The following is a 26,594-nucleotide window of genomic DNA, read 5'->3' as shown; positions in this document are numbered from 1 at the left end:
CCAGCCTCCATTTCTCACCCCCACTTGTTCGGGATTGGCGTGCGCACGCAGGCGCGCCGGAAAGTCACTGCACTCTTACCCACCTGCGTGAACCGTACCCTTCGCGCCGGGCATTATTTATATATAACTCATAGATAATCATTTATATGAAATACTTTAACTATCATTAATCATTCATTCTTTCTACAGTTGTCTCAAGCCCGGTGCATCACGCATCGAAAAGTGCCCCCAGAGCATCCACCCATCAAAGGAGACCTCCATGCTCAACGCCTCGCTTGACAACACTGCCGCCGACCGGACCGATCAGACCCGCCACGCCTACAACGCCGCATTCGAAGAGCTCGGCTTGACCTGGCACTGGGATGCACCCACTTATGCCCGATTGCAGGCCCAAGGCCGCGATGCCGTGCGTACCTATCTGGAGACCGAGCAGGCGCATCTGCTGCGAGCCTACGAAGCAGATTTCCTGGTTGAGGCCATCGAAGCGGCCAAGGCCCGCTGCCATGCCAGCATGGTCGCCAGCCGGGCAAACCCGGCTCCTTATGCCGGCTGGTCCAGCCATTCACTCACGCCAGCCAATAGCCGGCCAAAAAACACCACGCCAGCACCCCGGTTCACGCCGAGTGCGCTGTACACGTGAAGGGCCGGAATGTCTAACCGTTGGCTACGTTTCAGGGAAGGCAATTCAACCGGCTTCGGAACTCTCGAGGGAGAGAACATCCGGGTTTGCCAGGGCGACATATTCTCCGGTGCGACACCCACGGACCGGGTGCTGCCGCTGACCAGCGTCGAGCTCTTGATGCCGGTACGGCCAAGCAAAGTCATCGCGATGTGGAACAACTTCCACGCCCTGGGTCAAAAACTCAACCTGGCTGTGCCAGCCGAGCCGCTCTACCTGATCAAGGCGCCGAACTCCTACCTGGATCCAAACGGAACCATCCTCAAGCCCCCATGCAATGGCAAAGTAGTTTTTGAAGGCGAACTGGGCATCGTGATCGGCAAAACATGCAAGCAGGTTCCCGAGCACGATGCGATGGATCATGTGTTCGGCTACACCTGCGCCAACGACGTAACGGTCGCCGACATACTGAACCGTGATGCCTCGTTTGCCCAGTGGGTACGCGCCAAGGGGCTGGATACCTTCTGCCCCTTCGGTCCCGTCGTGGCCACAGGTCTTGATCCAGACAAACTGGTAGTTAAAACCATCCTCAACGGCGAGATCCGCCAGGACTATCCCATCAGCGACATGCGCTTTTCAGTGAAGCAGCTGGTGAGCTTGATATCCCAGGACATGACACTCTATGCAGGCGATATCATCCTGTGCGGTACGTCAATCGGCGTGGGATCCATGAAACCGGGAAGCACGATCGAAGTGGAGATTGCCGGTATCGGCAGGCTCAGCAACCGATTCGAATAACGTTTTTTACCAGGAGTACGGGTGTGAAGATTGCGATCATTGGGGCCGGGGCCATCGGCGGTTATGTGGGTGTGAAATTGGCTTTGGCCGGTGAGGACGTGACCTTCATCGTACGGGGCGCCAACCTGGATGCTATTCGTAAAAAGGGCATGAAGCTGATCATGCACGATGGCACCGAACACGTTGCGGAAAATGTCAAGGCGACCAACAATTACACAGAAGCCGGCCCGCAGGATCTGGTGATCCTGGCCATGAAGGCACATCAGGTAGAGGCTGTAGCCAACGATCTTCCCAAGCTGTTTGGGCGTGACACCACAGTCGTCACCATGCAAAACGGCATCCCCTACTGGTACTTCCATAATCATGGTGGCCCGTTTGAAGGAGGCCAGGTCCATAGCGTGGACCCCAGCGGTACGCTGTCAAAAATGATCCCTCCGCAGCGCGTCATCGGCTGTGTCGTCTACCCGGCCTCTGAACTTGTGGCGCCAGGTGTCGTGAAACATATCGAAGGCGACCGCTTTCCGGTCGGCGAGCTTGACGGCTCAATCAGCGAACGTGTCACGCGAATTTCAGAATGTTTTGGCAACGCGGGGTTCAAGGCGCCCGTTCTGGACAACATCCGATCGGAGATCTGGCTCAAGCTTTGGGGCAATCTCACTTTCAACCCCATCAGCAGCCTGGCCCATTCCACACTGGTGGACATCTGCCAGTATCCGCTGACGCGCGACCTGGCCGCCAACATGATGCGCGAGGCGCAGGAAGTCGCGCACAAGCTGGGCATCGAGTTTCGCGTCACGCTGGACAAGCGTATCGCCGGCGCTGAGAAAGTAGGCAAGCACAAAACATCCATGCTGCAGGACATCGAAGCCGGCCGAGCCCCGGAAATCGATGCCCTGGTGGGTTCAGTAGTCGAACTGGGACGTCTTACGCAAACACCAACGCCGCACATCGACACGGTATATGCCCTGGTCAAGCTGCTCGCAAAAACCATGGACGAAGAGCGCGGACAGGTGCGCCTTCAGCTCGCGGCCTGATTGCCCGGTAACGGCCGGGCTTTGGGTTTGGCACCGACAGGACTGTGACAGCCAATCAGGCCTCATCTAATTGCTGCGGCGCACAACGGCTTTTCCTGGTGCCGCGAGCTGCGGCAAGCCTAAAAAACGATCCGACTCAAGGTCCAAAGGCCAACGATTTCTTCATGGCCTCAACCACCGCGTCCGAAGGAGTGTCGAAATCGAACTTGGCCCCAAGGTCCAACGCCTTTAACAGGAGTGGGTTTGCGTTCTTGAGGGAGTCGAACAGAGTAGCCGCTTTTTTAGTCACATCTGCTGGAGCGCCAGGGTGAACATACAGCCCGTAGCCCCAACTCGCGTTGGCGGTCGGCACAATGACCAGTTGCGCCATATGGATGCGCTCATCGGTACCGTGGTGGCTTTTCATGGTGGCAGCCTGTGCGCTCTGTAGCCGGGTAATCAGACCGGCCCACCGGTCCGCTTGCCAATGAAATGCCGCTTTGGTCGGCAAGTAGCTTTGCCCCAGCCCTTGTTGAGGCAATATTTCGACCACCGTGCCGCAAAAATTCTCGGCTTTTACGAGCGATGTGGTCACACCGCTTTTCATGCCAAAGCAACTGGTCGTCTTGAGCTTGGCGAGCACTTTAGCTTGATCAGCGGGAGGGAGCGTCTTCAACTCGACCGGTTTGCCGTCCTTGACCGTTCCGATGTCAGCCAGAATCAGTACAGCCGACTGGATCGGGTCCATGTTGACAGCCACCGGCTTATAGCCCGAGGCAAGACCGACCACGGGGTTGCCATAGACCCAGCATGGTGGCGCCGGTTTCTTGACGGCTGTCAAAACATCCTGCGTCTCCCGGATGTTGAGCACCGGCGTGACCGACAGCCCCGTGGGGCGGATAAAGTCAACGAGTTCTTTCAGGGCACTTTCGGTTTGCGAGGCTCCCTCGCCCCGGATCACTTGCGGATTAAGGTAAAGACCGCCCTCGCACTGCTGCGCCTGCGCGGTCAAACCAAAAAAAAACAAAGCCATCAGCAACAATGAGTTTTTCATGGCTATTACCTTTCAAAACATTTTTGTGTCCCAGTCATCGCCACGGAACGAAGCGCCAGCCCTTTTGAAATTCATGGTATCGGCGATGTGACACTTTCCTCCTAGGGAGATACGCTATCAAGCGCCCGCCATGGAGCAAAACAGCTCGGGACAAACCCTAGAGGGCATCGAAAATCCCACAAACTTGACCCCTGTCAAGAGTTTTTCGTCCACTTGGTAAGACCATACGCGTGCAATATGCTCCGGCCAGGGAATCAGTAAAGAAGTTCCAAGCCCAAACAGAGTTACCCAATACAGGAGACAACGTGATGAAAACCAGATTTGCGAGCATCAGGAATAAATTGACTGCAGCGGGGACATGCGCCATCGCGGCAGCGGCGCTGACGGCCTTCCCCGCCCATGCAGCCTGGGAGCCCACCAAGCCAGTGGAGTTCGTGGTCCCTGCGGGTACCGGCGGCGGGGCCGATCAGATGGCCCGACTGATGCAAGGCATCATCATCAAGCACAAGCTGATGAAAGAACCGCTGATCGTCGTCAACAAATCCGGCGGTGCTGGCGCGGAGGGCTTCCTCGAAGTCAAGGGCGCCAAAGGTGACCCACACAAGATCATTATCACGCTGTCCAACCTCTTCACCACACCTCTGGCGACAGGTGTTCCCTTCAACTGGCGCGACATGACGCCCGTGTCCATGATGGCGCTCGACCAGTTCGTGCTATGGGTCAACGCAGAAAACCCCGCCAAGACCGCCAAGGACTACCTGGCAGCCGTAAAAGCCGCAGGCCCCAGCAAAATCAAGATGGGCGGCACGGGTTCCAAACAGGAAGACCAGATCATCACTGTCGGCATTGAGCAGGCCACAGGCACAAAATTCATCTATGTCCCATTCAAGGGAGGCGGTGAAGTCGCGGTCCAGCTCGTCGGTAAGCACGTCGACTCTTCCGTCAACAACCCGATCGAGGCCGTCGCCCAGTGGCGCGCCAACCAGCTTCGGGCTCTGTGCGTCTTCGACGACAAACGCATGCCCTACAAGACCAAAGTCACCGACACCCTGTCATGGGCCGACATCCCGACGTGCAAGGAAGCTGGCGTGCCCACCGACTACACCATGCTGCGCGGCATATTCATGGCGCCTGGCGTATCGAAAGACCAGCTCGAGTTCTATGTCAACCTGCTCAAGAAAGTCCGCGAGACCCCCGAGTGGAAAGACTACATGGAAAAAGGTGCGTTCAACCAGACGTCGATGTCCGGCGACGAGTTCGGAAAATGGCTGGGCGGCGCAGAGCAGCGCCATCGTGAGTTGATGAAGGAAGCCGGCTTCATCGCGAAGTAACGATAAAGAAAACCCGTTCGACGGGTTTTCTCCTGCGGGCTGGCCAAGTGTCAGCCCCACAATCAATCAAGTTCGCCCTGGTACAGGGCACTCAATCCAACGGAGTTGCTCATGGAGCCAAACCAAGAATCCGGCGCGCAAGCCCGCTCGGGCGTCGCGACCTATGTTGTTGAAGCGATCGTAGCCACCTGTATTGTCATCCTGGGTGCCGTGGTCATCCAGGGCAGTTGGGCCCTGGGGTCCGGCTGGACCACCGATGGCCCCGGTTCAGGCTACTTCCCGTTTTATATCGGCATCATCCTGTGTATTTCAGGCCTCGGCACCCTCTACCAAGCCTTGTTCGGCAAGAACAGGAATACCGAGGTATTTGTCGACAGAGAGCAACTCAAGCGGGTACTTGCCGTTTTGCTTCCTGCCATTGTTTATGTGCTGGCTGTCCAGTTTTTTGGCCTCTACGTGGCGTCCGCTGTATACATCGCGCTGTTCATGATCATCCTGGGGAAATTCTCCCCGATCAAAAGCGTGATCACCTCCTTCGTTGTGATCGCGCTGTTTTTCTTCATGTTCGAGGTCTGGTTCAAGGTTCCCTTGTTCAAAGGCCAGTTCGACTTGCTGAGCTTCCTCGGCTACTGAGTCATCTATACCCGCATCGAGCCCACTGAACTTTTACCGGATATCGAAATGGAAGAACTAAACTCGCTTTTTCACGGATTCAGCGTCATCCTGACGCCGATGAACATCGTCTTGATGTTCGTGGGCATCATTCTGGGCGTGCTGATCGGCGTGCTGCCCGGCCTGGGCGGCGCCAACGGGGTCGCCATTTTGCTGCCCCTCACGTTCACGATGTCGCCCACCTCGGCAATCATCATGCTGTCCTGCATCTATTGGGGTGCGCTTTTTGGTGGTGCGATCACCTCCATCCTGTTCAACATACCGGGAGAGCCCTGGTCGGTAGCAACCACCTTTGACGGCTACCCGATGGCTCAACAAGGCAAGGCGGGCGCCGCGCTGACAGCTGCGTTCACTTCATCTTTCGTCGGTGCCTTTGTTGCCGTCGTGATGATCACCTTTCTGGCACCCCTGGTGGCCAAGTTCGCACTCAAGTTCGGTCCACCTGAGTTCTTTGCGGTCTACCTTCTGACCTTCTGCAGTTTCGTGGGCATGGGCAAAGGCTCTCCGTTCAAGATCCTCGCGTCCATGACGCTCGGCTTTGCATTGGCGTCCGTCGGCATGGACACCGTAACCGGCCAGCTGCGCCTGACCTTCGGTATCCCGGACCTTATGCGCGGTTTCGATTTCCTGATCGCGGTAATCGGCCTGTTCGGCATCGGCGAGATTCTTCTGTCCATGGAAGAAGGACTGGCGTTCTCGGGCAAAAGCGCCAAGATCGACCCCAAGGTCGTGCTGGAGACATGGAAAAAGCTGCCGAAGTATTGGATGACGTCGGTTCGCAGCTCGCTGATCGGCATCTGGATGGGTATCACCCCTGGCGGCGCAACACCGGCCTCATTCATGAGTTACGGCCTTGCCAAGAAAATGTCGAAGAACGGCCCGAAGTTCGGCACCGGTGAGATCGAAGGTGTCATTGCTCCCGAAACCGCAGCGCACGCTGCCGGCACTAGCGCCCTGCTGCCCATGCTGGCACTGGGGATTCCGGGTTCGCCCACCGCAGCCGTTTTGCTGGGCGGCTTGCTGATCTGGGGCCTGCAGCCCGGGCCACTGCTGTTTGTTGAGCAAAAAGACTTTGTCTGGGGACTGATTGCCAGCATGTACCTGGGCAATCTCGTAGGACTGATCGTTGTGCTGACCACGGTCCCGCTGTTTGCATCCATCCTGCGCATCCCGTTCTCAATCATTGCTCCCATCATTGTGGTCATCTGTGCCATCGGCGCCTACACCGTCCACAACGCCATGTTGGACATCTGGTTCATGATGCTGTTCGGCGTGGTGGGCTACCTCTTCAAGAAACTGGACTATCCACTCGCACCGCTGGTGCTCGCGCTGGTCCTTGGAGACAAGGCCGAAGACTCGTTCCGCCAGGCGATGCTCGTGTCGCAAGGCGAAATGTCCATCATGTGGTCGAACCCGCTGGTGGGTGGCATCACGACACTTGCCCTGGTTTTGTTGCTGTGGCCACTGATCTCCCGTGTTCTGGCCAAAATTCGTCCGCCCAAGAAGACTGAATTTGCAGCGGAACAGCCTGTGGACTGAACCTTCGAGCCCATAATAAAAAAGCCGGGTATATCACCCGGCCTTTTTATTTCCGCTTCGGTCTTCCGTCAGATCTTGCCACGCTGCTTGAGTCGACTTAGGGTTTCTGCCGACAGGTTCAGGTAGGACGCTAATTCTTTCTTGGGAATACGGTCAAACAGTTCGGGATGCTTGCGCTGAAACCGCTTGACACGGCCCGGTGCATCCAGCAAATGCAGCGTAATGGTATGGGCCATGATTTCGCTCATCAAGCGCATTACGTAATACTCGAAAGACTGCTTGATTTCGTGGTGACGCTCCAGAAATGCCACCCACTCCTGCAGCGGCAGCTTTGCCACCCGGACCTTGGTCACGCAAACGGTGCTGTAAGGCGTGGGCGTACCGAGGCGCCACGCGGCATAACTGGTTTCCATGTCGCGTTCGTCGGCAAAACGAAGAATCATCTCCTTGGCCTGCTCATTGGTTACCACCCGCTTCAGGATGCCTTCGAGGATGAAATACTGTTCCATTTCATGAACACCCTGATGCAGGAGCGAGTCACCCTTTTGACCATCAACAATCACCAGATGCGGCTCCAGTTCAGCGCTTTGCTCCGTCGTAATTCCCTTCAGAACTATGTTCTGTGCCAGCTGAACACGAATGACATTTCTATCTGGATGGTTTTGTATGGACAACATGGGTTGGGAGGGTGCGGAACTGACACGTTTGTGCGGTCCAAATACAGAGAAAGTTGACCTCGGTCAAGGGTGAAACCTGAATCAATTCCTATGATAACCCGACGATGCAAATGACCCTCGTGCATGCCAATGGACAGCCAGGCCTGCTCAATTTTTACCCAAGTCAAACGAAGAGACATTTCAAATGACAAAAGACACCCAATCCGGAGAGCAGACAGATGGATTTCACCTGCTGATCGACGCGCTCAAGCTCAACGGCATTGACACGATCTTCGGCTTGCCCGGCATTCCCATCACTGACCTGACGCGCAAGGCGCAGGCTGAGGGCATCCGCATGATTTCGTTCCGCCACGAGCAGCATGCCGGTAATGCCGCCGCGGCTGCCGGCTTCCTGACGCAAAAGCCCGGCATTTGCCTGACGGTGTCGGCGCCCGGTTTCCTCAACGGGCTCACAGCATTGGCGAACGCAACGACCAACTGCTTCCCGATGATCCTGATCAGCGGCTCAAGCGAGCGCGAGATTGTGGATCTTCAGCAGGGCGACTACGAAGAAATGGACCAGCTGGCAATTGCCAAGCCATTGTGCAAAGCAGCATTTCGCGTCCTCCACGCCGAAGACATTGGCGTCGGTATCGCGCGCGCCATCCGCTCGGCGCTGTCCGGCCGCCCTGGCGGTGTCTACCTCGACCTGCCGGCCAAACTGTTCGGGCAGACCATGGATGCTGCAGCCGGCAAAAAGTCGCTCATCGAAGTTGTGGACCCCGCTCCCCGCCAGATCCCGGCGCCCGATTCGGTCAAACGCGCGCTCGACCTGCTCAAAGGTGCCAAACGGCCGCTGATCGTGCTGGGCAAAGGCGCAGCCTACGCACAGTGCGACGCCGAAATCCGTGCCCTGATCGAAAAAACCGGCATTCCCTACCTGCCCATGTCGATGGCCAAAGGCCTGCTACCCGATACGCACGCCCAGTCGGCATCCGCCACCCGTTCCCATGTACTGGCAGAAGCCGACGTGGTGATGCTGGTCGGCGCGCGCCTGAACTGGCTGCTGTCGCACGGCAAAGGCAAGACCTGGGGCGGCCCGAACGCCGACACCCGGCAGTTCATCCAGATCGACATCTCGCCGACCGAGATGGACAGCAACGTACCGATCGCCGCACCGCTGGTCGGCGACATCGGCTCGTGCGTCTCGGCATTGCTGGAAGGTTTGGGCTCAAAGTGGGCAAAACCACCGGCCGAATGGACTCAGGGGATCGCTGAGCGCAAGGACAAGAACCTGTCCAAGATGGCGGCAACCCTGGCGCTGAACCCGCCGACAATGAACTTCCATAGCGCGCTGAACGTCATCCGCAATGCGGTTAAAGCACGCCCCGATGCCATCGTTGTCAACGAAGGCGCGAATACGCTGGATTTCGCGCGCAGCATTATCGATATGTACGAGCCGCGCAAACGCCTTGACGTCGGCACCTGGGGCATCATGGGCATTGGCATGGGCTTTGCCGTTGCCGCCGCCGTCACTACGGGTAAACCCGTAATCGCGATCGAAGGCGATAGCGCCTTCGGTTTCAGCGGTATGGAAGTCGAGACGATTTGCCGCTACAACCTCCCCGTCTGCGTTATCGTCTTTAACAACAACGGCATTTACAAGGGGACCGACGTGAATCCGCTGGGCGGCGACGTAGCACCCACCGTGTTCGTCAAGAATGCGCGATACGAGATGATGATGCAGGCTTTCGGCGGGGTGGGCGTTTTGGCCAACACCCCAGCCGAATTGGCGAAGGCGCTGGACGAAGCCGTTAAATCTGGCAAGCCGACCCTGATCAACGCCATCATCGACGAAACCGCAGGGACCGAAAGTGGTCGAATCACCAGCCTGAATCCGCAGAGTGCTGCAGCAAAGAAGTAATCCAAAGCCATCCCAAGGAGAAATCAAAATGAGCAACAAACCACTCGCAGGCATCAAAATCATCGACTTCACGCACGTGCAGGCAGGCCCTGCCTGCACTCAGATGCTCGCCTGGTTCGGCGCTGACGTGATCAAGGTCGAGCGTCCTGGCTCTGGCGACGTCACCCGAAGCCAGTTGCGAGACATCGAAGGCGCTGACGCGCTGTACTTCACCATGCTCAACAGCAACAAGCGCGGCCTGACGCTGGATACCAAAAAGCCTGAAGGCAAGGAAGTGCTGGAGAGGCTCATCAAGGAATCAGATGTGATGGTCGAGAATTTTGGTCCCGGTGCGCTGGACCGTATGGGATTCACCTGGGAACACATCCAGTCACTCAACCCGAAAATGATTCTGGCATCCGTCAAGGGTTTCTCTGACGGCCACCATTACGAAGACCTGAAGGTTTACGAAAACGTGGCCCAGTGCGCAGGCGGAGCAGCGTCCACCACCGGCTACTGGAAAGGCGAGAACTCAGGCCCCACCATTTCGTCTGCTGCTTTGGGCGACAGCAATACCGGCATGCACCTGGCCATCGGTATTTTGACGGCCTATATCGGCCGCCAGAAGACTGGCAAGGGCCAAAAAGTCGCCGTGTCCATGCAGGACAGTGTGCTCAACCTGTGCCGCGTCAAAATGCGCGACCAGTTACGCCTGGACAACCTCGGCTACCTGGAAGAGTACCCGCAATACCCGCATGAAATGGAAGCCTTCAAAGACGGCGTGGTACCGCGCGGCGCCAATGCCGGCGGTGGCGGACAACCCGGCTGGATTTTGAAATGCAAGGGTTGGGAAACCGACCCCAACGCCTACATCTATTTCACGGTCCAGGGGCATGCCTGGGAGCCGATCTGCGACGCCTTGGGTAAACCCGAGTGGAAAACCGACCCGGCCTACACCACGGCCAAGGCACGCCAGCCGCACATCATGGACATCTTCGCGACGATTGAAGCATTCATCGCCGACAAGACCAAGTTCGAAGCCGTGGACGTCTTCCGCAAATTTGATATTCCTTGCGCGCCCGTGTTGTCGATGAAGGAGTTGTTACATGACAAATCCTTGCGCGCCAGTGGCTCCATCGTTGAAGTCCCGCATAAAGTGCGCGGTAGCTACTTCACCGTGGGCAGCCCGATCAAGTTCTCTGACACCAAGCCCGAAGTAACGGCATCGCCCCTGCTGGGCGAGCACACCGATGAAGTTTTGTCTGAACTCGGTTACAGCAAGGACCAGATCGCAGCCATGCACACGGCAAAAGCGGTTTAAACGCAGTTTTCTGCCTTACCGGCCTTGATGGCCCGCAAAAAACGGCGTTCAGTTTGAGCGCCGTTTTTTTTAAGCCTCAGCCAGCCTATTGCCAGCACCAGGAGTGGACCTATGCAAACAACAACCGACCTGAAACAGCTCGTGCAAGCCGTTGGCGACGCGATTGTTGCCTCTGATGCCGGCGGGGCGATCGTCTTGTGGAACCCGGCCGCTACGCGGATGTTCGGTTTCACGGAAGAGGAAGCCCTGGGCAAGTCGCTGGACATCATCATTCCGCAGCGCCAGCAGCAGCGCCACTGGGACGGCTACCACAAGACCATGGAAACCGGAAAAACGCGGTATGGCAACGACGTTCTGCGTGTGCCGGCCGTGCACAAGGACGGGCATGGGCTGTCTATCGCCTTTACCGTCGCCCTGTTACATACCCCGGACAACAAGGTTTCGGCCATCGTCGCGGTGATCCGCGACGAAACCGCCCGCTTTGCCGAAGAACGAAATCTGAAGAAACGCCTGACCGAGCTTGAAATGCAGCTTGCTCCTCAGGGTAATACACCCTAACCCAAACCGTACAGACACACCACTGGAGCAGTGATTACCATAGAGGTTGAACAGGGCAGAGTAAGCCCTGAGCACGGATCAAACCGTGTGTAACAACCACTTTTCAACTTCCCGGCAGGAACTTTCATGAGCAAAGCGTTAGACGGTGTCCGCATTCTTGATTTCACCCACGTTCAATCGGGGCCGACGTGCACCCAATTGCTGGCCTGGTTCGGCGCCGACGTCATCAAGGTCGAGCGTGCCGGCGAAGGCGATGCGACACGCGGGCAGCTGCGCGACATTCCCGGTGTGGACAGCCTGTACTTCACGATGCTCAACCACAACAAGCGCTCGATCACGCTGGACACCAAAAAGCCGAAAGGCAAAGAGGTTCTGGATACCCTGATCAAGGAGTGCGATGTGCTGGTCGAGAATTTTGCCCCTGGCGCACTCGATCGGATGGGCATCACCTGGGAGCACATCCAGAAGCTCAATCCCCGGATGATCGTCGCCTCGGTGAAGGGTTTCGGCCCCGGCCGCTACGAAGACTGCAAGGTTTACGAGAACGTTGCCCAGTGTGCGGGCGGCTCAGCCTCCACCTCCGGCTTTGATGACGGCCCACCCATGGTCACCGGCGCACAAATTGGCGACAGCGGAACCGGTCTGCACCTGGCACTGGGCATCGTCGCGGCCCTCTATCAACGCAACACCACGGGACGCGGCCAGAAAGTGCTGGCCCCCATGCAGGATGCCGTGCTGAACCTGTGCCGCGTCAAGCTGCGCGACCAGCAGCGCCTGGAGCGCACCGGCACCATGCACGAATACCCGCAGTACCCTGACGGCAAGTTCGGTGAGGCCGTGCCGCGCGCCGGCAATGCGTCCGGCGGCGGCCAGCCGGGCTCCATCCTGAAATGCAAGGGCTGGGAGACCGACCCCAACGCGTATATCTACTTCATCACCCAGGGCGCCGTGTGGCCAGCCGTGTGCAAAGTGATCGGCGAAGAAGGCTGGATTGACGACGAAGCTTTCGCGACGCCGGCAGCCCGGCTGCTGCATTTGAAGCCCATCTTCGCGCGCATCGAGAAATGGACCATGACCAAGACCAAGTTCGAGGCCATGGAAATCCTGAACAAGTACGACATTCCCTGCGGTCCCATCCTGTCGATGAAAGAGATCTCGGAAGAACCCGGGCTCCGCGAAACGGGCACCATTGTTGAAGTCGACCACCCCACACGCGGCAAGTACCTGACCGTGGGCAATCCGATCAAGATGTCCGACAGCACCACTGAAGTCACGCGCTCCCCCCTGCTGGGCGAGCACACCGACGAAGTGTTGACGCAACTGGGTTACGGCGCCGACTACATCGCCGAATTACGCGCCGAGCGCGTCATCTAGGTCGGGCAGCCCACGCCACCCACGCCAGCCATACAGCGAGCCACTACGCTTCATGAACCATCCCATCATTCCCATCGCCGTCATCGACGCCTCCAAGCAGCGTAAACGCCAGGCGCCCAAGGGTCGCCGCGTTGACCCGCAGGCGCTGGCCGACGTGCAACGCCTGTTGGGCTCCGAGTCGCGCAGGCCAGACTTGCTGATCGAACACCTGCACAAGATCCAGGACGAGTTCGGCCACCTGTCGGCAGCGCACCTGGCCGCGCTGGCCCAGGAGATGCGGCTGGCCCAGACCGAGGTCTATGAGGTGGCAACCTTCTATCATCACTTCGACGTGGTCAAGGAAGGTGAAGCCGCTCCAGCCGCACTCACGGTGCGGGTCTGCGATGGCCTTTCTTGCGAGATGGCTGGCGCCAGGGACCTGCTGGCCAAGCTCCCTGCCCTGCTCGGCCGCGAAGTCCGGATCATTGCCGCACCTTGCATAGGCCGCTGCGAGCAGGCGCCAGCAGTCGTGGTGGGACAAAACCCGGTACCCAATGCCAGCTGCGAGACCGTAATGGCGACCGTCGCAGCAGCAGCTGTGCAGCACGTTCCTGAGGGCTTTATCGACCTGCCCACTTACCAGTCAGCCGGTGGTTACGCTTTGCTCAAGCACTGCATTTCGGGCGAACGCGATGTCGAATCGGTTCTCAAGACCATGGAAGACTCCGGCCTTCGTGGACTGGGTGGCGCCGGCTTTCCTTCAGGCCGCAAGTGGCGCATCGTGCGTGCCGAAAAAGGCCCACGCCTGATGGCGGTGAATATCGACGAAGGCGAGCCCGGCACCTTCAAGGACCGCGTCTACCTGGAGCGTGACCCGCACCGTTTCCTCGAGGGCATGCTGATCGCCGCCTGGGCTGTCGGCATCGAGAAGGTTTACGTTTACCTGCGCGATGAATACCACGGCTGCCGCAGCATGCTGGAGGCCGAACTGGCCAGATTGCGGCTGGACCCATTGATGATCGGCATGCCGGAGATCGAATTGCGCCGTGGCGCCGGTGCCTACATCTGCGGCGAAGAGTCGGCCATGATCGAATCCATCGAAGGCAAACGCGGCATGCCCCGCCTGCGCCCCCCCTACGTCGCACAAGTGGGCTTGTTCGGCCGGCCGACGCTTGAGCACAACTTCGAGACGCTGTATTGGGTGCGCGACATCCTGGAAAAAGGCGGTGAGTGGTTCGCTTCGCACGGCCGCAACGGCCGCAAAGGCTTGCGCTCATTCTCGGTGTCCGGACGGGTCAAAGAGCCCGGCGTCAAGCTGGCGCCGGCCGGCATCACCATCCAGGAACTGATCGACGAATACTGCGGCGGCATGCTGGAAGGCCAGAAGTTTTACGCCTACCTGCCCGGTGGCGCGTCGGGCGGCATCCTGCCGGCCACGATGAACACCATTCCGCTGGACTTCGACACGCTGCAACCCTATGGCTGCTTTATCGGCTCGGCTGCGGTGATGATCCTCTCCGACAAGGACACGGCCACTGATGCCGCGCGCAACATGATGCGTTTCTTTCACCATGAGTCCTGCGGCCAGTGCACGCCGTGCCGTGTGGGCACAGCCAAAGCAGCACACCTTATGGAACAGCCGAAGTGGGACCTCGCCCTGCTGGCAGACCTGTCCCTGGTCATGCGCGACGCATCGATCTGCGGCCTCGGCCAGGCGGCTCCCAATCCCATGGACTGCGTCATCAAGTACTTCCCACACGAGCTGGCTTGAGCACCGCGTCAACAAGACAAGAGGCACCACGATGAATGCAATTACCCGCCAGGAACTCGCCGAACTCGACGCACCGCTTGTGAGCTTCAGCCTCAACGGCCGTGAGGTCCAGGGCCGCGCCACCGAATCACTGCTCCAGGTCGCCAAGCGCGAAGGCGTGGAGATCCCGCACCTGTGCTTCAAGGAAGGCATGGAAGCTGTCGGTAACTGCCGATCGTGCATGGTTGAAATCAACGGTGAGCGCGTACTCGCTCCCTCATGCTGCCGGGCACCTGCAGCCGGCATGAAGGTCGTCACCGACAGCGAACGCGCCGTGGCCTCGCAAAAGCTGGTGCTCGAGCTGCTGCTGTCAGACATGCCCGAAAAGGAATACACCCGTAACAACGAGGTAGACCAATGGGCGGCCAAGATCGGCGTCGGCAAACCCCGTTTCAAGGCACGCCAACAGGTGCGCCAGGATGTATCGCACCCCGCCATCGCCGTGAACCTGGACGCCTGCATCCAGTGCACACGCTGCCTGCGCGCTTGCCGTGACGAGCAGGTCAATGACGTGATCGGGCTGGCCTTCCGCGGTGACCAGGCCAAGATCGTCTTCGATATGGACGACCCGATGGGTGCGTCCACCTGCGTGGCTTGCGGCGAATGCGTGCAGGCCTGCCCCACCGGCGCGTTGATGCCGGCCCGCGAGGCCGCGCTCACCGTGCCGGACAAGCAGGTCGAGTCGGTCTGCCCGTATTGCGGCGTCGGCTGCCAGCTGACCTACAACGTCAAGGACGACAAGATTCTTTTTGTGGAAGGCCGCGACGGCCCCGCCAACCACGAGCGCCTGTGCGTCAAGGGCCGCTACGGTTTTGACTACGCCCACCATCCGCAGCGCCTGACCAAGCCGCTGATTCGCCGCGAAGGCATGCCGAAAACCGGCGACTTCACGATGGACCCAGACCGCGTGATGGATGTTTTCCGCGAAGCCAGCTGGGAAGAAGCGCTGGAATTCGCCGGCGGCAAACTCGCGGCCATCCGCGACCAGCACGGCAAGAAATCGCTGGCCGGCTTTGGCTCGGCCAAGGGCAGCAACGAGGAAGCCTACCTGTTCCAGAAGCTGGTGCGCACCGGTTTCGGCAGCAACAATGTGGACCACTGCACGCGCCTGTGCCATGCGTCCTCGGTCGTCGCCCTGCTGGAAGGCATAGGCTCCGGCGCGGTATCCAACCCCGTCATGGATGTCACCAAGGCCGACGTCGTTGTGATCATCGGCGCCAACCCGACGGTGAACCACCCGGTGGCCGCCACCTGGATCAAGAACGCCGTGAAGAACGGCACCAAGCTGATCGTGATGGATCCGCGCCGCTCCGACCTCACCCGCGTGGCGCACCGCCATCTGCAGTTCAAGCCCGACACCGATGTGCCTATGCTCAACGCGATGATGAACGTCATCGTGAACGAAGGCCTGGTGGACCAGGCCTTTATCGACAGCCGCACCATCGGCTACGAAGAACTGCGCAAGAACGTCGAAGGCTACACGCCCGAATTGATGGCACCCATCTGCGGTATCGACGCCGAGACGCTGCGCTATGTCGCCCGCCTGTTCGCCACCTCCAAAGGCTCGATGATTCTGTGGGGTATGGGCGTTTCGCAGCACGTGCACGGCACTGACAACGCACGCTGCCTGATCGCCCTTTCGCTGATGACCGGCCAGATCGGCCGCCCCGGTACCGGCCTGCATCCTCTGCGCGGCCAGAACAACGTGCAGGGCGCATCCGACGCGGGCCTGATCCCCATGATGCTGCCAGACTACCAGCATGTGTCCAAGCCCGAGGTCCGCGCCAGCTTCGAGAAGGCCTGGAACGTCGCTCCCGGCTCCCTGGACGACCAGGTCGGCCTGACGGTGGTCGAAGTGATGCACGCCATCAAGAAGGGCGGCATCAAGGGGATGTATGTGCAGGGCGAGAACCCGGCCATGTCCGACCCGGACGCCAACCACGCGCGCGAAGCCCTGGCTGCGCTCGAGCACCTCGTGGTGCAGGACATCTTCCTGACCGAAACCGCCTATCTGGCGGACGTGATTTTGCCGGCCAGTGCCTTCCCGGAAAAAGACGGCAGCTTTACCAACACCGACCGCCTCGTGCAGATGGGCCGCAAGGCGATCAACCCGCCCGGCGATGCACGCCAGGACCTCTGGATCATTACGCAGATCGCCAACCGCATGGGTTGTGGCTGGCACTACAACCATGTCAGCGAAGTCTTCGACGAGATGCGCCACACCATGCCGAGCATTGGCGGCATCACCTGGGACCGGCTTGACCGCGAGCATTCGGTCACCTACCCCTGCATGAAAGAAGGCGATCCCGGCCAGTCGGTCGTGTTTGTGGATGACTTCCCCCGCGAAGGCGGCCGCGCGAAGTTCGTGCCGGCCGACATCATCCCGGCCGACGAGCGCCCGGACACCGAATATCCGATGGTGCTGATTACCGGGCGCCAGCTGGAGCATTGGCACACCGGCAGCATGACACGGCGCGCGACGGTGCTCGATGCGATCGAGCCTGATCCTGTCGCCCTGGTACACCCACTCGACCTTGCCGCCATGGGCGGCAAGCCCGGCGACGTGGTGACCATCGAGTCACGCCGCGGCAAGGTGGAGCTGTACGCCCGCGCCGACGAAAGCTCGCCACGCGGCGCAGTTTTTGTACCTTTCTGTTACTACGAGGCAGCCATCAACAAGCTGACCAATGCCGCGCTAGACCCGTTTGCGAAGATCCCGGAGTTCAAATACTGCGCGATCCGCGTGTCGCTGGGTGGCGTGCCACCCGAGCAGGACAGCTACGGTGGCGGACAGGCGCTGAAGAACTCGATCGCTCTTGCGGGGTTCTGAGTATTTTTTGGCAGCAATGAGAAGCAGGGCATGAGCGGCCGCCTCTGCTGCTCAAAGACAGCGCGTGAGTGCTATTAAATTTATAGCTGCTTACGCCCTTTTTTATTGGGGTTGAGGCCGATTTTTCCAATATTCCATCCAGCCCCCGCTGCAAACCTCTGTGCCCGGCGATAGAGCGCCTGGATTACAAGCGCCCTGCGTCTACGCTTGCGCAGGCGCCGGCATCACCACCACCCCATCCTCGTCGGCGTAGAGCCAGTCGCCCGGCCGCACCCAGACGCCCTGTATCTGCACAGCGATGTCACGCAGGCCCGCCTGGCGCCTTTCCGTGGGCAGCGGCATGCTTGCCAGGGCGCGGATTCCGGTCTGGCATTGCGCCAGCTCCGCCACGTCGCGCACGCAACCGTCAATCAGCACCCCTGCCCAGCCGTTTTTGGCGGCGGCGGCGCCCAGATTGCCGCCCAGCAGCGCGCGGCGCAGCGAGGCGCCCCCGTCCACCACCAGCACGCGCGCCTCTCCGGGCGACTCCACCGCCGCCTTGACCGGCGTGTTGTCTTCAAAGCATTTCACCGTGACGACGGGACCGCTGAACTTCTGAAGGCCGCCATAGCTCCTGAAAACAGGCGGGAGCACCCTGAAATGACCCGAGGTGTCGCCTTTGTGGAGGTCGCAGAGATCGCAGGTGGCGAAGGAGGCGAGATTGTCTTGGCTCATTTTCCGGTGACTTTCTTGATGACGGGTTTGATGTCTTCGCGCCGGGCGGGCAAGACCACCGCATTCTCGCGGGGGGCGTTCAGCACGATGGAGGTCGAGGTCTCGGTGAGGATGCAGAACTTGGTCACCACCGCGTCCAGGTGCGCCACGTCGATCACCGCGATTTCCAGCACCCAGCTGTCCTCGCCGGTGACGTTGTAGGCATTGATCACTTCGGGCGTCTGCTCGATCAGCTTGACCACCCGGGCGTACTCGACCCGCCCTACCCGCGCGATAGCGCGTATGCCGTAACCCAGCCGCGCCAGGTCAACCTCGGCCCGGTAACCTTTGATCACGCCGCCCAGTTCGAGCTTGCGCACACGCTCCGTGACTGCCGGCTGGCTCAGGTGAACGCGGCGACCCAGCTCGGCCATGGTGATCCGCGCATCGCGCTGCAGCTCGCCGAGGATGCGGCTGTCGTAATGGTCCCATTCGGTGGTTTCGGTCATATCGCTTTTCAAGCTTTAAATTTAAAGGCCAGCTGCAGTTTTGCCGTTAGTTTTGCATAGTCTGAGGGCGTTTGGCAACCTACCATGCAGGCATGACCTCCACATTCATTTCATCCTCCGCCACCGGCAAAGCGCCGGCGCTTTTGATCCCTGCCCTGCTCGCCTGTTACCTGGTGTGGGGCTCCACTTACCTGGCAATCCGCTTTGCTCTGATCAGTTTTCCGCCTTTCTTCCAGATGGGCACGCGTTTCCTGGCGGCCGGCCTTCTGATGATGGCTTGGGTGCTGATACGCGGGCACAAGCTGCCCAGCAGGCGCGAGTGGGCCAGCGCCGCCGTCATCGGCACCCTGATGCTGGGCGGCGGGATGGGGCTGACAGCATCGGCTGAACTTCACATCGGCTCCGGACTGATCGCCACCTTCATCGCGGTGGTTCCCATGATGGTGTCGGCCTGGGGCCTCCTGCTGGGCCAGCGGCCCAGCAGGCTGGAGTTCCTGGGCATGGTGGTAGGGCTGGCAGGTGTGCTGATGCTGGTGCAAGGCGCCAGCTTTAGCGCTGCTCCCGTCGGCATGGCGTGCATTGCGGGGGCGACCTTGCTGTGGTCACTCGGCTCGGTGCTGTCCACCACCCGGCTGCCGCTGGCGAATGGCCCCGCGGGTTTTGCCAGCGAAATGTTGTGTGGCGGCGCGGTGTTGATGGCGATTTCTCTTGCATTGGGTGAGCACCGCGAAGCCGCTGCCAACTGGCCCGCGCAGCCTGAAGCCGTGCTTGCGTGGCTCTATCTCGTGGTGTTTGGCTCGCTCATCGCCTTCAGCGCCTACCTCTATCTGCTGGCCAATGCCTCACCTGCAGTAGCCACGAGCTATGCCTTTGTGAACCCCTTGATCGCGATTTTTCTGGGTGCATTCTTCGCCGGAGAGCACGTCACTGGGGGCGAATGGGCCGCTTGCGGCGTGATTCTCATGGGCGTTTTCCTGATTTTCAGAGGTAAATCTGCAACATCCAGGCGCAAATAAAGTGCGTTTGCACTAGGAAACTGCGTTTTTCTCCAGTAGCATCCGCATTGCCACAAGGAAGAGTAGTTATCCGTGTGGTGATTTATCAACTTCTAGAAGGAAAATCAATCATGGCAACTGCAAAAAAAGCACCGGCTAAAAAAGCGCCTGCAAAAAAGGCTGCTCCGGCAAAGAAAGTAGCTGCGAAGAAAGCAGCTCCTGCAAAGAAGGCTCCTGCGAAAAAAGCAGCTCCTGCGAAAAAGGTAGCCGCGAAGAAGGCAGCTCCCGCCAAAAAAGTTGCGGCCAAAAAGCCAGCAGCGAAAAAAGCGCCTGCCAAAAAGCGCACGCCCAATGCAGCGTTCATGAAGGCACTGACCTTGAGCCCGGCACTGGCAGCTGTGGTGGGCGACAAGCCTCTGCCACGTACCGAGATCGTCAGCAAGCTGTGGGTTTACATCAAATCCAAGGGCCTGCAGGACAAGGTCAACAAGCGCATGATCAACGCCGACGAAAAATTGCGTGCCGTTTTCGGCAAGGCGCAAGTGTCGATGTTCGAGATGGCTGGCCTTATCGGCAAGCACGTCAAGTAATCGGCTCCCGCCGATATCAAAAGGCCGGTTTGCACCGGCCTTTTTTTATGCGCGGCTGGTAAGAGGGCACCTACCGCACCCCCAACCGCTGGCACGCTTCCTGCGTTGCACTCGCATGCTCCCGCGCCATGCCACCCTCTTCCATTAACGTCCAAAGCCTCCTGAAACGTATGCTAATGCCATAGGGTTACTCGGTAGCCCGCCACCAGCGGCACAGTCGAAAAACGACGCTATTGTTGCTAAGATAAAAATCCCCCTTGCGGCACCGCCCGCACCAGACCAGATAGAACAGACCCATGTTGATGCCATTGCAGCTACTGCATTCAAAAACCGGGGCGGCGGAAAACCCCGCGTGCCCTGCCTGTCGCCACCGCGACGGGCACTCGCCAGCCCGCGTCAAGTCCTGCCTTAGCATCCCGCGATAATGCTGCGCTTTATTTTTACCCGACTGAGTCTGATCATTCCCACCTTTTTGGGGATGACTCTGCTGGCTTTCTTCCTGATCCGCATGGTGCCCGGCGACCCGATCGAAACCATGGCGGGCGAGCGCGGCATCGATCCGGTGCGCCACGCGCAATTGCTCAAGGAATACGGCCTGGACCGACCCGTCATGGTGCAGTACGGCATCTACATCGGCCGGGTCCTGAAAGGCGACCTGGGCAAGTCCCTGATCACACAGGAGCCTGTACTGCGCGAATTCCTCACGCTGTTTCCGGCCACCATCGAACTCGCCGTGTGCGCCATTTTGTTTGCACTGCTGATCGGCATCCCCGCGGGCATTCTGGCGGCGGTCAAGCGAAACTCCATACTCGACCATGGCGTCATGGGGGTGTCCCTCACGGGGTATTCCATGCCGATTTTCTGGTGGGGATTGCTGCTGATTCTGCTGTTCTCGGTGCAGCTCGGCTGGACCCCCGTATCGGGCCGACTGTCGGTGCAGTACTTCATTGAGCCCACCACAGGCTTTCTGTTGATCGACTCACTTCTCTCGGAAGACAAGGGTGCTTTCTGGTCGGCCGCTTCCCACCTGATATTGCCCATGATTGTGCTGGGCACCAACCCGCTGGCGGTGATCGCGCGCATGACGCGTTCGGCCATGCTGGAAGTGCTGGGCGAAGACTACATCCGCACCGCACGCGCCAAAGGCCTTTCCAACCTGCGCGTGGTGGCCCTGCATGCGCTGCGCAATGCGTTGATCCCGGTGGTCACCGTGATCGGCCTGCAGGTCGGCGTACTGTTCACGGGCGCCATCCTCACCGAAACCATCTTTTCCTGGCCGGGCGTCGGCAAATGGCTGATCGAAGCCATCAGCCGCCGCGACTACCCCGTTCTGCAGGGCGGCATCCTGCTGCTGGGCGCCATCGTCATGGCCGTCAACCTGCTGGTGGACATCACCTACGGCATCATTAACCCACGCATCAGGCACCAGCGATGAGCACGGCCACCTTGAAATCCGCCACCCCGAAACCGGGCACGCCCCCGGCGCCACCGCACCCTCTGCGCGAGTTCTGGAACTACTTCAGCGCCAACAACGGCGCCGTGATCGGCCTGGTCATCGTGATTGGCGTGCTGCTGCTGGCGCTCTTTGCGCCCCTGCTGGCGCCGCACGCACCCAACATCACCAACAACGCCGTGTTCCTCAAGCCACCGGCCTGGCAGACGGGCGGCTCCTGGACCTACCCCTTGGGCACCGACGCCATCGGCCGGGACATCCTCTCGCGCCTGATGTACGGCGCCCGCCTGTCGCTGGTCATCGGCCTGGCCGTGGTGGCGCTGTCGGTGGTTGTCGGCACGGTGCTGGGCCTGCTGGCAGGCTTTTTCCGCGGCATCTTCGAGATCGCCGTGATGCGCCTCATGGACATCATCCTGACCCTGCCCAGCCTGCTGCTGGCCATCGTCATCGTCGCCATCCTCGGCCCCGGGCTGATGAACGCCATGCTGGCTGTTGCCATCGTCGTGCTGCCGCATTACGTGCGCATCACCCGCGCTGCGGTGATCGCCGAAACCTCGCGCGACTATGTGACGGCCGCGCGCATGAGCGGCGCCAGCCGTATCCGCCTGATGTTCAGCGAAATCCTGCCCAACTGCACGGCGCCGCTGATCGTCCAGGCCTCACTGGGCGTGTCGACCGCCATCCTGGACGCCGCCGCCCTGGGCTTCCTGGGCCTGGGCGCCCAGCCACCCTCACCCGAATGGGGCACCATGCTGGCCGATGCCCGCGAATTTGTCTTGCGCGCCTGGTGGGTGGTCACCTTCCCCGGCCTCGCAATTTTGATCACTGTGCTGGCCTTCAACTTGCTCGGCGACGGACTGCGTGACGCATTCGACCCCAAGCTGAAGCGCTGAAAGATTCCGTATGGCTTTGTTAGAAATAGAAAACCTCTCCGTCGAGTTCCCCTCGCAAAACGGCATCATGCACGCCGTTGACGGCATCAGCCTGTCGCTGGAAGAAGGCGAAGTCCTCGGTATCGTCGGCGAATCTGGCTCCGGCAAAAGCGTCACCATGATGGCCTTGATGGGCCTGGTGGCTTACCCCGGCCGCGTGAAAGCCGACAAACTGCGGTTTGCCGGACACGACCTCCTCAAGCTGTCGCAAGGCGAGCGCAACAAGCTCATCGGCAAAGACGTGGCGATGATCTTCCAGGAACCCACGACCAGCCTGAACCCCTGCTTCACCGTCGGCTTCCAGATCACCGAAACCCTGCGTCTGCACCTGGGCATGGATAAAAAGGCCGCCACACGCAAGGCCATCGAACTGCTCGAGCAGGTCGGCATCAATTCACCCGAAAGCCGCCTGAAGGCCTATCCCCACCAGCTCTCCGGTGGCATGAACCAGCGCGTGATGATCGCCATGGCGATCGCCTGCAACCCGCGCCTGCTGATCGCCGACGAGCCCACCACGGCGCTTGACGTGACCATCCAGGCGCAAATCCTGGACCTGCTGCGCAGCCTGCAAAAGGAGCGTGGCATGGCCCTGGTGCTGATCACACACAACATGGGCGTGGTGTCCGAAATGGCACAGCGCATCGCGGTGATGTACGCCGGCCAGATCATGGAAGAGCAAAGCGCACACGCCCTTTTCAACACGCCCCAGCACCCCTACACCGAAGCCCTGCTTTCGGCCCTGCCTGAGCGCAGCGACGGCAGCTCCCGCCTGGCGACCATCCCCGGCATGGTGCCCGGCCTCTATGACCGCCCTGCCGGATGCCTGTTTGCCCCACGCTGCGCCTATGCCACCGAACATTCCCGCAACGAACGTCCGCTGCTGCGCGCCTGGAAGGACGGCATGGTTCGCTGCCACTACCCGCTGGGTGATCCCAGCCGCGAGGCCAACATCGAGCACGACACCCCACTGGTGGAGGCCACGCAATGAGCACCGCCACCACTTCCACCACCCTGCCGACCGAGCCCGTCGTTGAAGCAAAAAATCTCAAGCAGGTCTATGAAATCCGCCGCGGTTTCATGCGCAAGTCCGACCACCTGCAGGCCGTCGGCGGCGTCTCTTTCTCGGTTCATGCCGGCAAGACACTGGCCGTCGTCGGCGAGTCGGGCTGCGGCAAATCCACCCTGGCCCGCATGGTCTCGCTCATTGAAACGCCTACGGGCGGCGAGTTGCGTATCACCGGAATCGACGCGGTGAACGGCGGTCAGGAAGAGCGCCAGGGCCTTCGCAAGGCCGTGCAGCTGGTATTCCAGAACCCCTACGGCTCGCTCAACCCGCGCAAGAAAATCGGCGCCATCCTTGAGGCGCCACTGGAAATCAACACCAGCCTGACAGCTGAAGAGCGCGCCGCCAAGGCCCGCGCCATGCTGGCCATGGTGGGCCTGCGCCCCGAGCACTACGACCGCTATCCCCACATGTTCTCGGGCGGCCAGCGCCAGCGCATTGCCATTGCACGCGCGTTGATGCTCAACCCCACGGTGGTGGTAGCTGACGAGCCGGTATCGGCCCTTGACGTCTCCATCCAGGCCCAGGTGCTCAACCTGCTGGCCGACCTGCAGCAGTCCATGGGTCTGGCCTATCTTTTCATCTCGCATGACCTGGGTGTGGTGCGCCACATCGCCCACGACGTGCTGGTGATGTACCTGGGCCATGCGGTCGAGCAAGGCGAAAAGAACGCCCTGTTCAACCGCCCCTTGCACCCTTACACCCAGGCCCTGCTGGCCTCGACACCCGGCTTGGCCGGCACCGGCGTCAAGCAGCGCATCGTCCTGAAGGGCGAGCTGCCCTCGCCGCTTAACCCGCCCACCGGCTGCGTGTTCTCTACCCGTTGCCCGCACGTCACCGACCGCTGCCGCGCCGAAAGGCCGCAGCTGCGCGAAGTTGCAGAGCGGCAGGTTGCGTGCCACTATGCTGAAAACTTTCTCACTGCGTGACCTGAAACCATGCGCTCAAGCACCGGTTTCAGGCCACGTTTTTCAATGACCAGGGCGCACAACGTCACAAATGTTGTGCAATCTGGCCGCAAGCCCCCGCTGCAAAAGCAGCATTAACCTCCAAAGGGATCGTCAAATGATTCAGACCAAACCAAGTGCAAACCGGCTGCGCCCGGTCCAGCGCGCATTGCTGTGCGCTATTGCCCTGCCAGCGCTGCTGGCACTTTCACCCGTCTCCGCGAAGACGCTGGTGTTCTGCTCTGAAGGCAGCCCCGAAAACTTCTACCCTGGCGTCAACACCACGGGTACGTCGTTTGATGCCAACGAACCCGTCTACAACCGCCTCGTCGAATTCGAATACGGTGGCACCAAGGTCGTTCCCGGCCTGGCCGAAAAATGGGACATTTCCGCCGACGGCCTGACCTACACCTTCCACCTGCGCAAGGGCGTGAAATGGCATGCCAGCAACAAGGCCTTCAAGCCAACGCGCGACTTCAACGCCGACGACGTGCTGTTCATGTTCGAACGCCAGTGGAAAGAAGACAACGCCTTCTTCAAGGTCACCAGCCCCAACCACTCCTACTTCAGCGACATGGGCATGCCCAAGCTGCTGAAATCGGTGGAAAAGGTCAACGACCTCACCGTCAAGATCACGCTGGACAAGCCTGAAGCGCCATTCCTCGCCAACCTGGCCATGCCTTACGCGGCCGTGCAGTCCAAGGAATACGCCGACGCCATGCTGAAAGCCGGCACGCCGGAAAAAATCGACCAGGACCCGGTCGGCACCGGCCCCTTCTACCTGGTGCAGTACCAGAAAGACGCGGTCATCCGTTACAAGGCCTTCCCGCAATATTGGGGCGGCAAGGCCAAGATCGACGACCTTGTGTACTCGATCACGCCTGACGCTTCGGTCCGCTGGGCCAAGCTGCAGAAGAACGAATGCCACGTCATGCCCTACCCCAACCCCGCCGACCTCGACGCGATCCGCAAGGACGCCAACGTGACGATCGTCGAGCAGGCCGGCCTGAACGTGGGCTACCTCGCCTACAACACGACCAAGAAGCCGTTTGACGACGTGCGCGTGCGCAAGGCCATCAACATGGCGATCAACAAGAAAGCCATTGTTGACGGCGTGTACCTGAGCACCGGTGTTGCCGCCAAGAACCCGATCCCGCCAACCATGGCCGCGTACAACAACGCCATCAAGGACGACGAGTACAACCCCGAAGCCGCCAAGAAATTGCTGGCCCAGGCCGGTTTCCCCAACGGTTTCACCACCGACCTGTGGGCAATGCCCGTGCAGCGCCCATACAACCCGAATGCCAAGCGCATCGCCGAGTTGATGCAGGCTGACCTGGTCAAGGTCGGCGTGACCGCCGAGATCAAGAGCTTCGAATGGGGCGAGTACCGCAAGCGTTTGCAGGCTGGCGAACACCAGATGGGGATGCTGGGCTGGACCGGCGACAACGGCGATCCTGACAACTTCATGTACACCCTGCTCGGCTGCGCTTCAGCCCAGTCCGCCAGCGGTTCCAACATCGCCAAGTTCTGCTACCAGCCGTATGAAGACCTGGTTCTGAAAGCCAAGACCGTGACCAATCCTGCGGAGCGCATCAAGCTCTACCAGCAGGCCCAGGTCATCTTCAAGGAACAGGCTCCCTGGTTCACCATCGCCCACGCGGTGCAGCTCAAGCCCATCCGCAAGAGCGTGATCGGCTACAAGAACAGCCCGTTCGGCCGCCACAACTTCTACGCTGTCGACATCAAGGAATAATCCTTCATGGCTTGAAGCGGCTTTGTCATAAAGCCGCCTCCATTCAAAACCCTCCTTCTTCAAGGAGGGTTTTTTCATTGTGGCGCCTTGTTTTTTCGCGGGCCGCTGTACGTCTTTACAGGTCTGCACTAAACCGGCTTGTGAAGTCTCCTCCGACTGGAGGGTGCATTTTTCCGTGGAATGGAGGAATATCCATTTC

At 59.9% G+C, this 26,594-nt stretch carries 23 protein-coding genes; 19 read left to right on the top strand and 4 right to left on the bottom strand.

Annotation, left to right across the window (positions count from 1 at the left end):
* Positions 1–259 precede the first annotated feature (259 nt).
* From AC1DZE_RS08080 to AC1DZE_RS08070, 3 genes are read left to right on the top strand one after another with little or no spacing between them, the layout of a single operon-like run.
* Entirely contained in the window at positions 260–640 is a 381-nt protein-coding gene (locus AC1DZE_RS08080; RefSeq protein WP_477669195.1) for an HAD family hydrolase, read from the top strand.
* A gap of 9 nt (positions 641–649) precedes the next feature.
* A complete protein-coding gene (locus AC1DZE_RS08075) occupies positions 650–1,417 on the top strand; it encodes a fumarylacetoacetate hydrolase family protein (protein WP_477669194.1) in 768 nt (255 codons plus the stop codon).
* A gap of 23 nt (positions 1,418–1,440) precedes the next feature.
* Positions 1,441–2,451, top strand: coding sequence for a 2-dehydropantoate 2-reductase (locus AC1DZE_RS08070; protein ID WP_477669193.1), 1,011 nt, complete (start codon positions 1,441–1,443; stop codon positions 2,449–2,451).
* 136 nt (positions 2,452–2,587) lie between these two features.
* Here AC1DZE_RS08070 and AC1DZE_RS08065 read toward each other — a convergent pair whose 3' ends face one another.
* The gene (locus tag AC1DZE_RS08065; protein ID WP_477669192.1) at positions 2,588–3,484 is read right to left on the bottom strand and encodes a hypothetical protein; all 897 of its coding nucleotides are present in this window, start codon (positions 3,482–3,484) and stop codon (positions 2,588–2,590) included.
* A 308-nt stretch (positions 3,485–3,792) separates the two neighbouring features.
* On the opposite strand from AC1DZE_RS08065, the gene AC1DZE_RS08060 reads away from it, so the two are divergent.
* The 3 genes from AC1DZE_RS08060 to AC1DZE_RS08050 all read left to right on the top strand — a co-directional run bounded on the left by AC1DZE_RS08060 (position 3,793) and on the right by AC1DZE_RS08050 (position 7,026).
* Entirely contained in the window at positions 3,793–4,815 is a 1,023-nt protein-coding gene (locus AC1DZE_RS08060; protein ID WP_477669191.1) for a Bug family tripartite tricarboxylate transporter substrate binding protein, read from the top strand.
* A 111-nt stretch (positions 4,816–4,926) separates the two neighbouring features.
* A complete protein-coding gene (locus AC1DZE_RS08055; protein ID WP_477669190.1) occupies positions 4,927–5,448 on the top strand; it encodes a tripartite tricarboxylate transporter TctB family protein in 522 nt (173 codons plus the stop codon).
* 48 nt (positions 5,449–5,496) lie between these two features.
* Positions 5,497–7,026 carry a tripartite tricarboxylate transporter permease gene (locus AC1DZE_RS08050; protein WP_477669189.1) on the top strand — a complete coding sequence of 510 codons (1,530 nt, stop codon included), beginning with the start codon at positions 5,497–5,499 and terminating at the stop codon, positions 7,024–7,026.
* Between the two features lie 68 nt (positions 7,027–7,094).
* Here the strand turns inward: AC1DZE_RS08050 and AC1DZE_RS08045 are convergent, their stop codons facing one another.
* The gene (locus AC1DZE_RS08045) at positions 7,095–7,703 is read right to left on the bottom strand and encodes a Crp/Fnr family transcriptional regulator (RefSeq protein WP_477646571.1); all 609 of its coding nucleotides are present in this window, start codon (positions 7,701–7,703) and stop codon (positions 7,095–7,097) included.
* Positions 7,704–7,887: 184 nt separating this feature from the next.
* Between AC1DZE_RS08045 and oxc the strand changes: the two genes are divergently transcribed.
* The 6 genes from oxc to fdhF all read left to right on the top strand — a co-directional run bounded on the left by oxc (position 7,888) and on the right by fdhF (position 17,457).
* Positions 7,888–9,606, top strand: coding sequence for an oxalyl-CoA decarboxylase (gene oxc, locus AC1DZE_RS08040; RefSeq protein ID WP_477669188.1), 1,719 nt, complete (start codon positions 7,888–7,890; stop codon positions 9,604–9,606).
* 28 nt (positions 9,607–9,634) lie between these two features.
* A complete protein-coding gene (gene frc, locus AC1DZE_RS08035; protein ID WP_477673966.1) occupies positions 9,635–10,906 on the top strand; it encodes a formyl-CoA transferase in 1,272 nt (423 codons plus the stop codon).
* A gap of 111 nt (positions 10,907–11,017) precedes the next feature.
* Entirely contained in the window at positions 11,018–11,464 is a 447-nt protein-coding gene (locus tag AC1DZE_RS08030; RefSeq protein ID WP_477673967.1) for a PAS domain-containing protein, read from the top strand.
* A 126-nt stretch (positions 11,465–11,590) separates the two neighbouring features.
* Complete coding sequence (gene frc / locus AC1DZE_RS08025; protein ID WP_477669187.1) at positions 11,591–12,838, top strand: formyl-CoA transferase; 1,248 nt, start codon at positions 11,591–11,593, stop codon at positions 12,836–12,838.
* A 52-nt stretch (positions 12,839–12,890) separates the two neighbouring features.
* Positions 12,891–14,588 (top strand): NADH-ubiquinone oxidoreductase-F iron-sulfur binding region domain-containing protein, encoded by a 1,698-nt coding sequence (locus AC1DZE_RS08020; protein ID WP_477673442.1) that lies wholly within the window; start codon positions 12,891–12,893, stop codon positions 14,586–14,588.
* 31 nt (positions 14,589–14,619) lie between these two features.
* On the top strand, positions 14,620–17,457 hold the full coding sequence (fdhF, locus tag AC1DZE_RS08015) for a formate dehydrogenase subunit alpha (protein WP_477699935.1): 2,838 nt from the start codon (positions 14,620–14,622) through the stop codon (positions 17,455–17,457).
* A gap of 201 nt (positions 17,458–17,658) precedes the next feature.
* Here the strand turns inward: fdhF and rraA are convergent, their stop codons facing one another.
* Positions 17,659–18,171: a ribonuclease E activity regulator RraA gene (gene rraA, locus AC1DZE_RS08010; RefSeq protein ID WP_477669184.1), complete on the bottom strand. Its 513-nt coding sequence runs from the start codon at positions 18,169–18,171 to the stop codon at positions 17,659–17,661.
* On the bottom strand, positions 18,168–18,659 hold the full coding sequence (locus tag AC1DZE_RS08005; protein WP_007873193.1) for an Lrp/AsnC family transcriptional regulator: 492 nt from the start codon (positions 18,657–18,659) through the stop codon (positions 18,168–18,170). The genes rraA and AC1DZE_RS08005 overlap by 4 nt, the downstream gene beginning before the upstream one ends.
* Positions 18,660–18,751: 92 nt before the next feature.
* Here AC1DZE_RS08005 and yedA point away from each other — a divergent pair, with 92 nt between their 5' ends.
* The 7 genes from yedA (at position 18,752) to AC1DZE_RS07970 (ending at position 26,395) form a co-directional block, all read left to right on the top strand.
* Complete coding sequence (yedA, locus tag AC1DZE_RS08000; protein ID WP_477669183.1) at positions 18,752–19,675, top strand: drug/metabolite exporter YedA; 924 nt, start codon at positions 18,752–18,754, stop codon at positions 19,673–19,675.
* A 110-nt stretch (positions 19,676–19,785) separates the two neighbouring features.
* Positions 19,786–20,244, top strand: coding sequence for an SWIB/MDM2 domain-containing protein (locus AC1DZE_RS07995; RefSeq protein ID WP_122956824.1), 459 nt, complete (start codon positions 19,786–19,788; stop codon positions 20,242–20,244).
* 424 nt (positions 20,245–20,668) lie between these two features.
* A complete protein-coding gene (locus AC1DZE_RS07990; RefSeq protein ID WP_477646562.1) occupies positions 20,669–21,679 on the top strand; it encodes an ABC transporter permease subunit in 1,011 nt (336 codons plus the stop codon).
* The gene (locus AC1DZE_RS07985; RefSeq protein ID WP_477671863.1) at positions 21,676–22,590 is read left to right on the top strand and encodes an ABC transporter permease subunit; all 915 of its coding nucleotides are present in this window, start codon (positions 21,676–21,678) and stop codon (positions 22,588–22,590) included. The genes AC1DZE_RS07990 and AC1DZE_RS07985 overlap by 4 nt, the downstream gene beginning before the upstream one ends.
* Before the next feature lie 10 nt (positions 22,591–22,600).
* Positions 22,601–23,617, top strand: a complete 1,017-nt coding sequence (locus tag AC1DZE_RS07980) for an ABC transporter ATP-binding protein (protein WP_477671862.1) — start codon at positions 22,601–22,603, stop codon at positions 23,615–23,617.
* A complete protein-coding gene (locus AC1DZE_RS07975) occupies positions 23,614–24,621 on the top strand; it encodes a peptide ABC transporter ATP-binding protein (RefSeq protein WP_477671861.1) in 1,008 nt (335 codons plus the stop codon). The genes AC1DZE_RS07980 and AC1DZE_RS07975 overlap by 4 nt, the downstream gene beginning before the upstream one ends.
* 136 nt (positions 24,622–24,757) lie before the next feature.
* A complete protein-coding gene (locus AC1DZE_RS07970; RefSeq protein ID WP_477669179.1) occupies positions 24,758–26,395 on the top strand; it encodes an ABC transporter substrate-binding protein in 1,638 nt (545 codons plus the stop codon).
* The last annotated feature ends 199 nt before the right edge of the window (positions 26,396–26,594 follow it).

This window comes from Polaromonas sp. P1_F1, assembly GCF_056405795.1.
Note: the sequence above shows the minus strand (reverse complement) of the source record. Positions and strands in the feature narration are given on the sequence as shown.

Coding starts and splice junctions, on each gene's coding strand:
- AC1DZE_RS08080 (WP_477669195.1), top strand. CDS start 260: ATGCTCAACGCCTCGCTTGACAACACTGCCGCCGACCGGACCGATCAG.
- AC1DZE_RS08075 (WP_477669194.1), top strand. CDS start 650: ATGTCTAACCGTTGGCTACGTTTCAGGGAAGGCAATTCAACCGGCTTC.
- AC1DZE_RS08065 (WP_477669192.1), bottom strand. CDS start 3,484: ATGAAAAACTCATTGTTGCTGATGGCTTTGTTTTTTTTTGGTTTGACC.
- AC1DZE_RS08060 (WP_477669191.1), top strand. CDS start 3,793: ATGAAAACCAGATTTGCGAGCATCAGGAATAAATTGACTGCAGCGGGG.
- AC1DZE_RS08055 (WP_477669190.1), top strand. CDS start 4,927: ATGGAGCCAAACCAAGAATCCGGCGCGCAAGCCCGCTCGGGCGTCGCG.
- AC1DZE_RS08050 (WP_477669189.1), top strand. CDS start 5,497: ATGGAAGAACTAAACTCGCTTTTTCACGGATTCAGCGTCATCCTGACG.
- AC1DZE_RS08045 (WP_477646571.1), bottom strand. CDS start 7,703: ATGTTGTCCATACAAAACCATCCAGATAGAAATGTCATTCGTGTTCAG.
- oxc (WP_477669188.1), top strand. CDS start 7,888: ATGACAAAAGACACCCAATCCGGAGAGCAGACAGATGGATTTCACCTG.
- frc (WP_477673966.1), top strand. CDS start 9,635: ATGAGCAACAAACCACTCGCAGGCATCAAAATCATCGACTTCACGCAC.
- AC1DZE_RS08030 (WP_477673967.1), top strand. CDS start 11,018: ATGCAAACAACAACCGACCTGAAACAGCTCGTGCAAGCCGTTGGCGAC.
- frc (WP_477669187.1), top strand. CDS start 11,591: ATGAGCAAAGCGTTAGACGGTGTCCGCATTCTTGATTTCACCCACGTT.
- AC1DZE_RS08020 (WP_477673442.1), top strand. CDS start 12,891: ATGAACCATCCCATCATTCCCATCGCCGTCATCGACGCCTCCAAGCAG.
- fdhF (WP_477699935.1), top strand. CDS start 14,620: ATGAATGCAATTACCCGCCAGGAACTCGCCGAACTCGACGCACCGCTT.
- rraA (WP_477669184.1), bottom strand. CDS start 18,171: ATGAGCCAAGACAATCTCGCCTCCTTCGCCACCTGCGATCTCTGCGAC.
- AC1DZE_RS08005 (WP_007873193.1), bottom strand. CDS start 18,659: ATGACCGAAACCACCGAATGGGACCATTACGACAGCCGCATCCTCGGC.
- yedA (WP_477669183.1), top strand. CDS start 18,752: ATGACCTCCACATTCATTTCATCCTCCGCCACCGGCAAAGCGCCGGCG.
- AC1DZE_RS07995 (WP_122956824.1), top strand. CDS start 19,786: ATGGCAACTGCAAAAAAAGCACCGGCTAAAAAAGCGCCTGCAAAAAAG.
- AC1DZE_RS07990 (WP_477646562.1), top strand. CDS start 20,669: ATGCTGCGCTTTATTTTTACCCGACTGAGTCTGATCATTCCCACCTTT.
- AC1DZE_RS07985 (WP_477671863.1), top strand. CDS start 21,676: ATGAGCACGGCCACCTTGAAATCCGCCACCCCGAAACCGGGCACGCCC.
- AC1DZE_RS07980 (WP_477671862.1), top strand. CDS start 22,601: ATGGCTTTGTTAGAAATAGAAAACCTCTCCGTCGAGTTCCCCTCGCAA.
- AC1DZE_RS07975 (WP_477671861.1), top strand. CDS start 23,614: ATGAGCACCGCCACCACTTCCACCACCCTGCCGACCGAGCCCGTCGTT.
- AC1DZE_RS07970 (WP_477669179.1), top strand. CDS start 24,758: ATGATTCAGACCAAACCAAGTGCAAACCGGCTGCGCCCGGTCCAGCGC.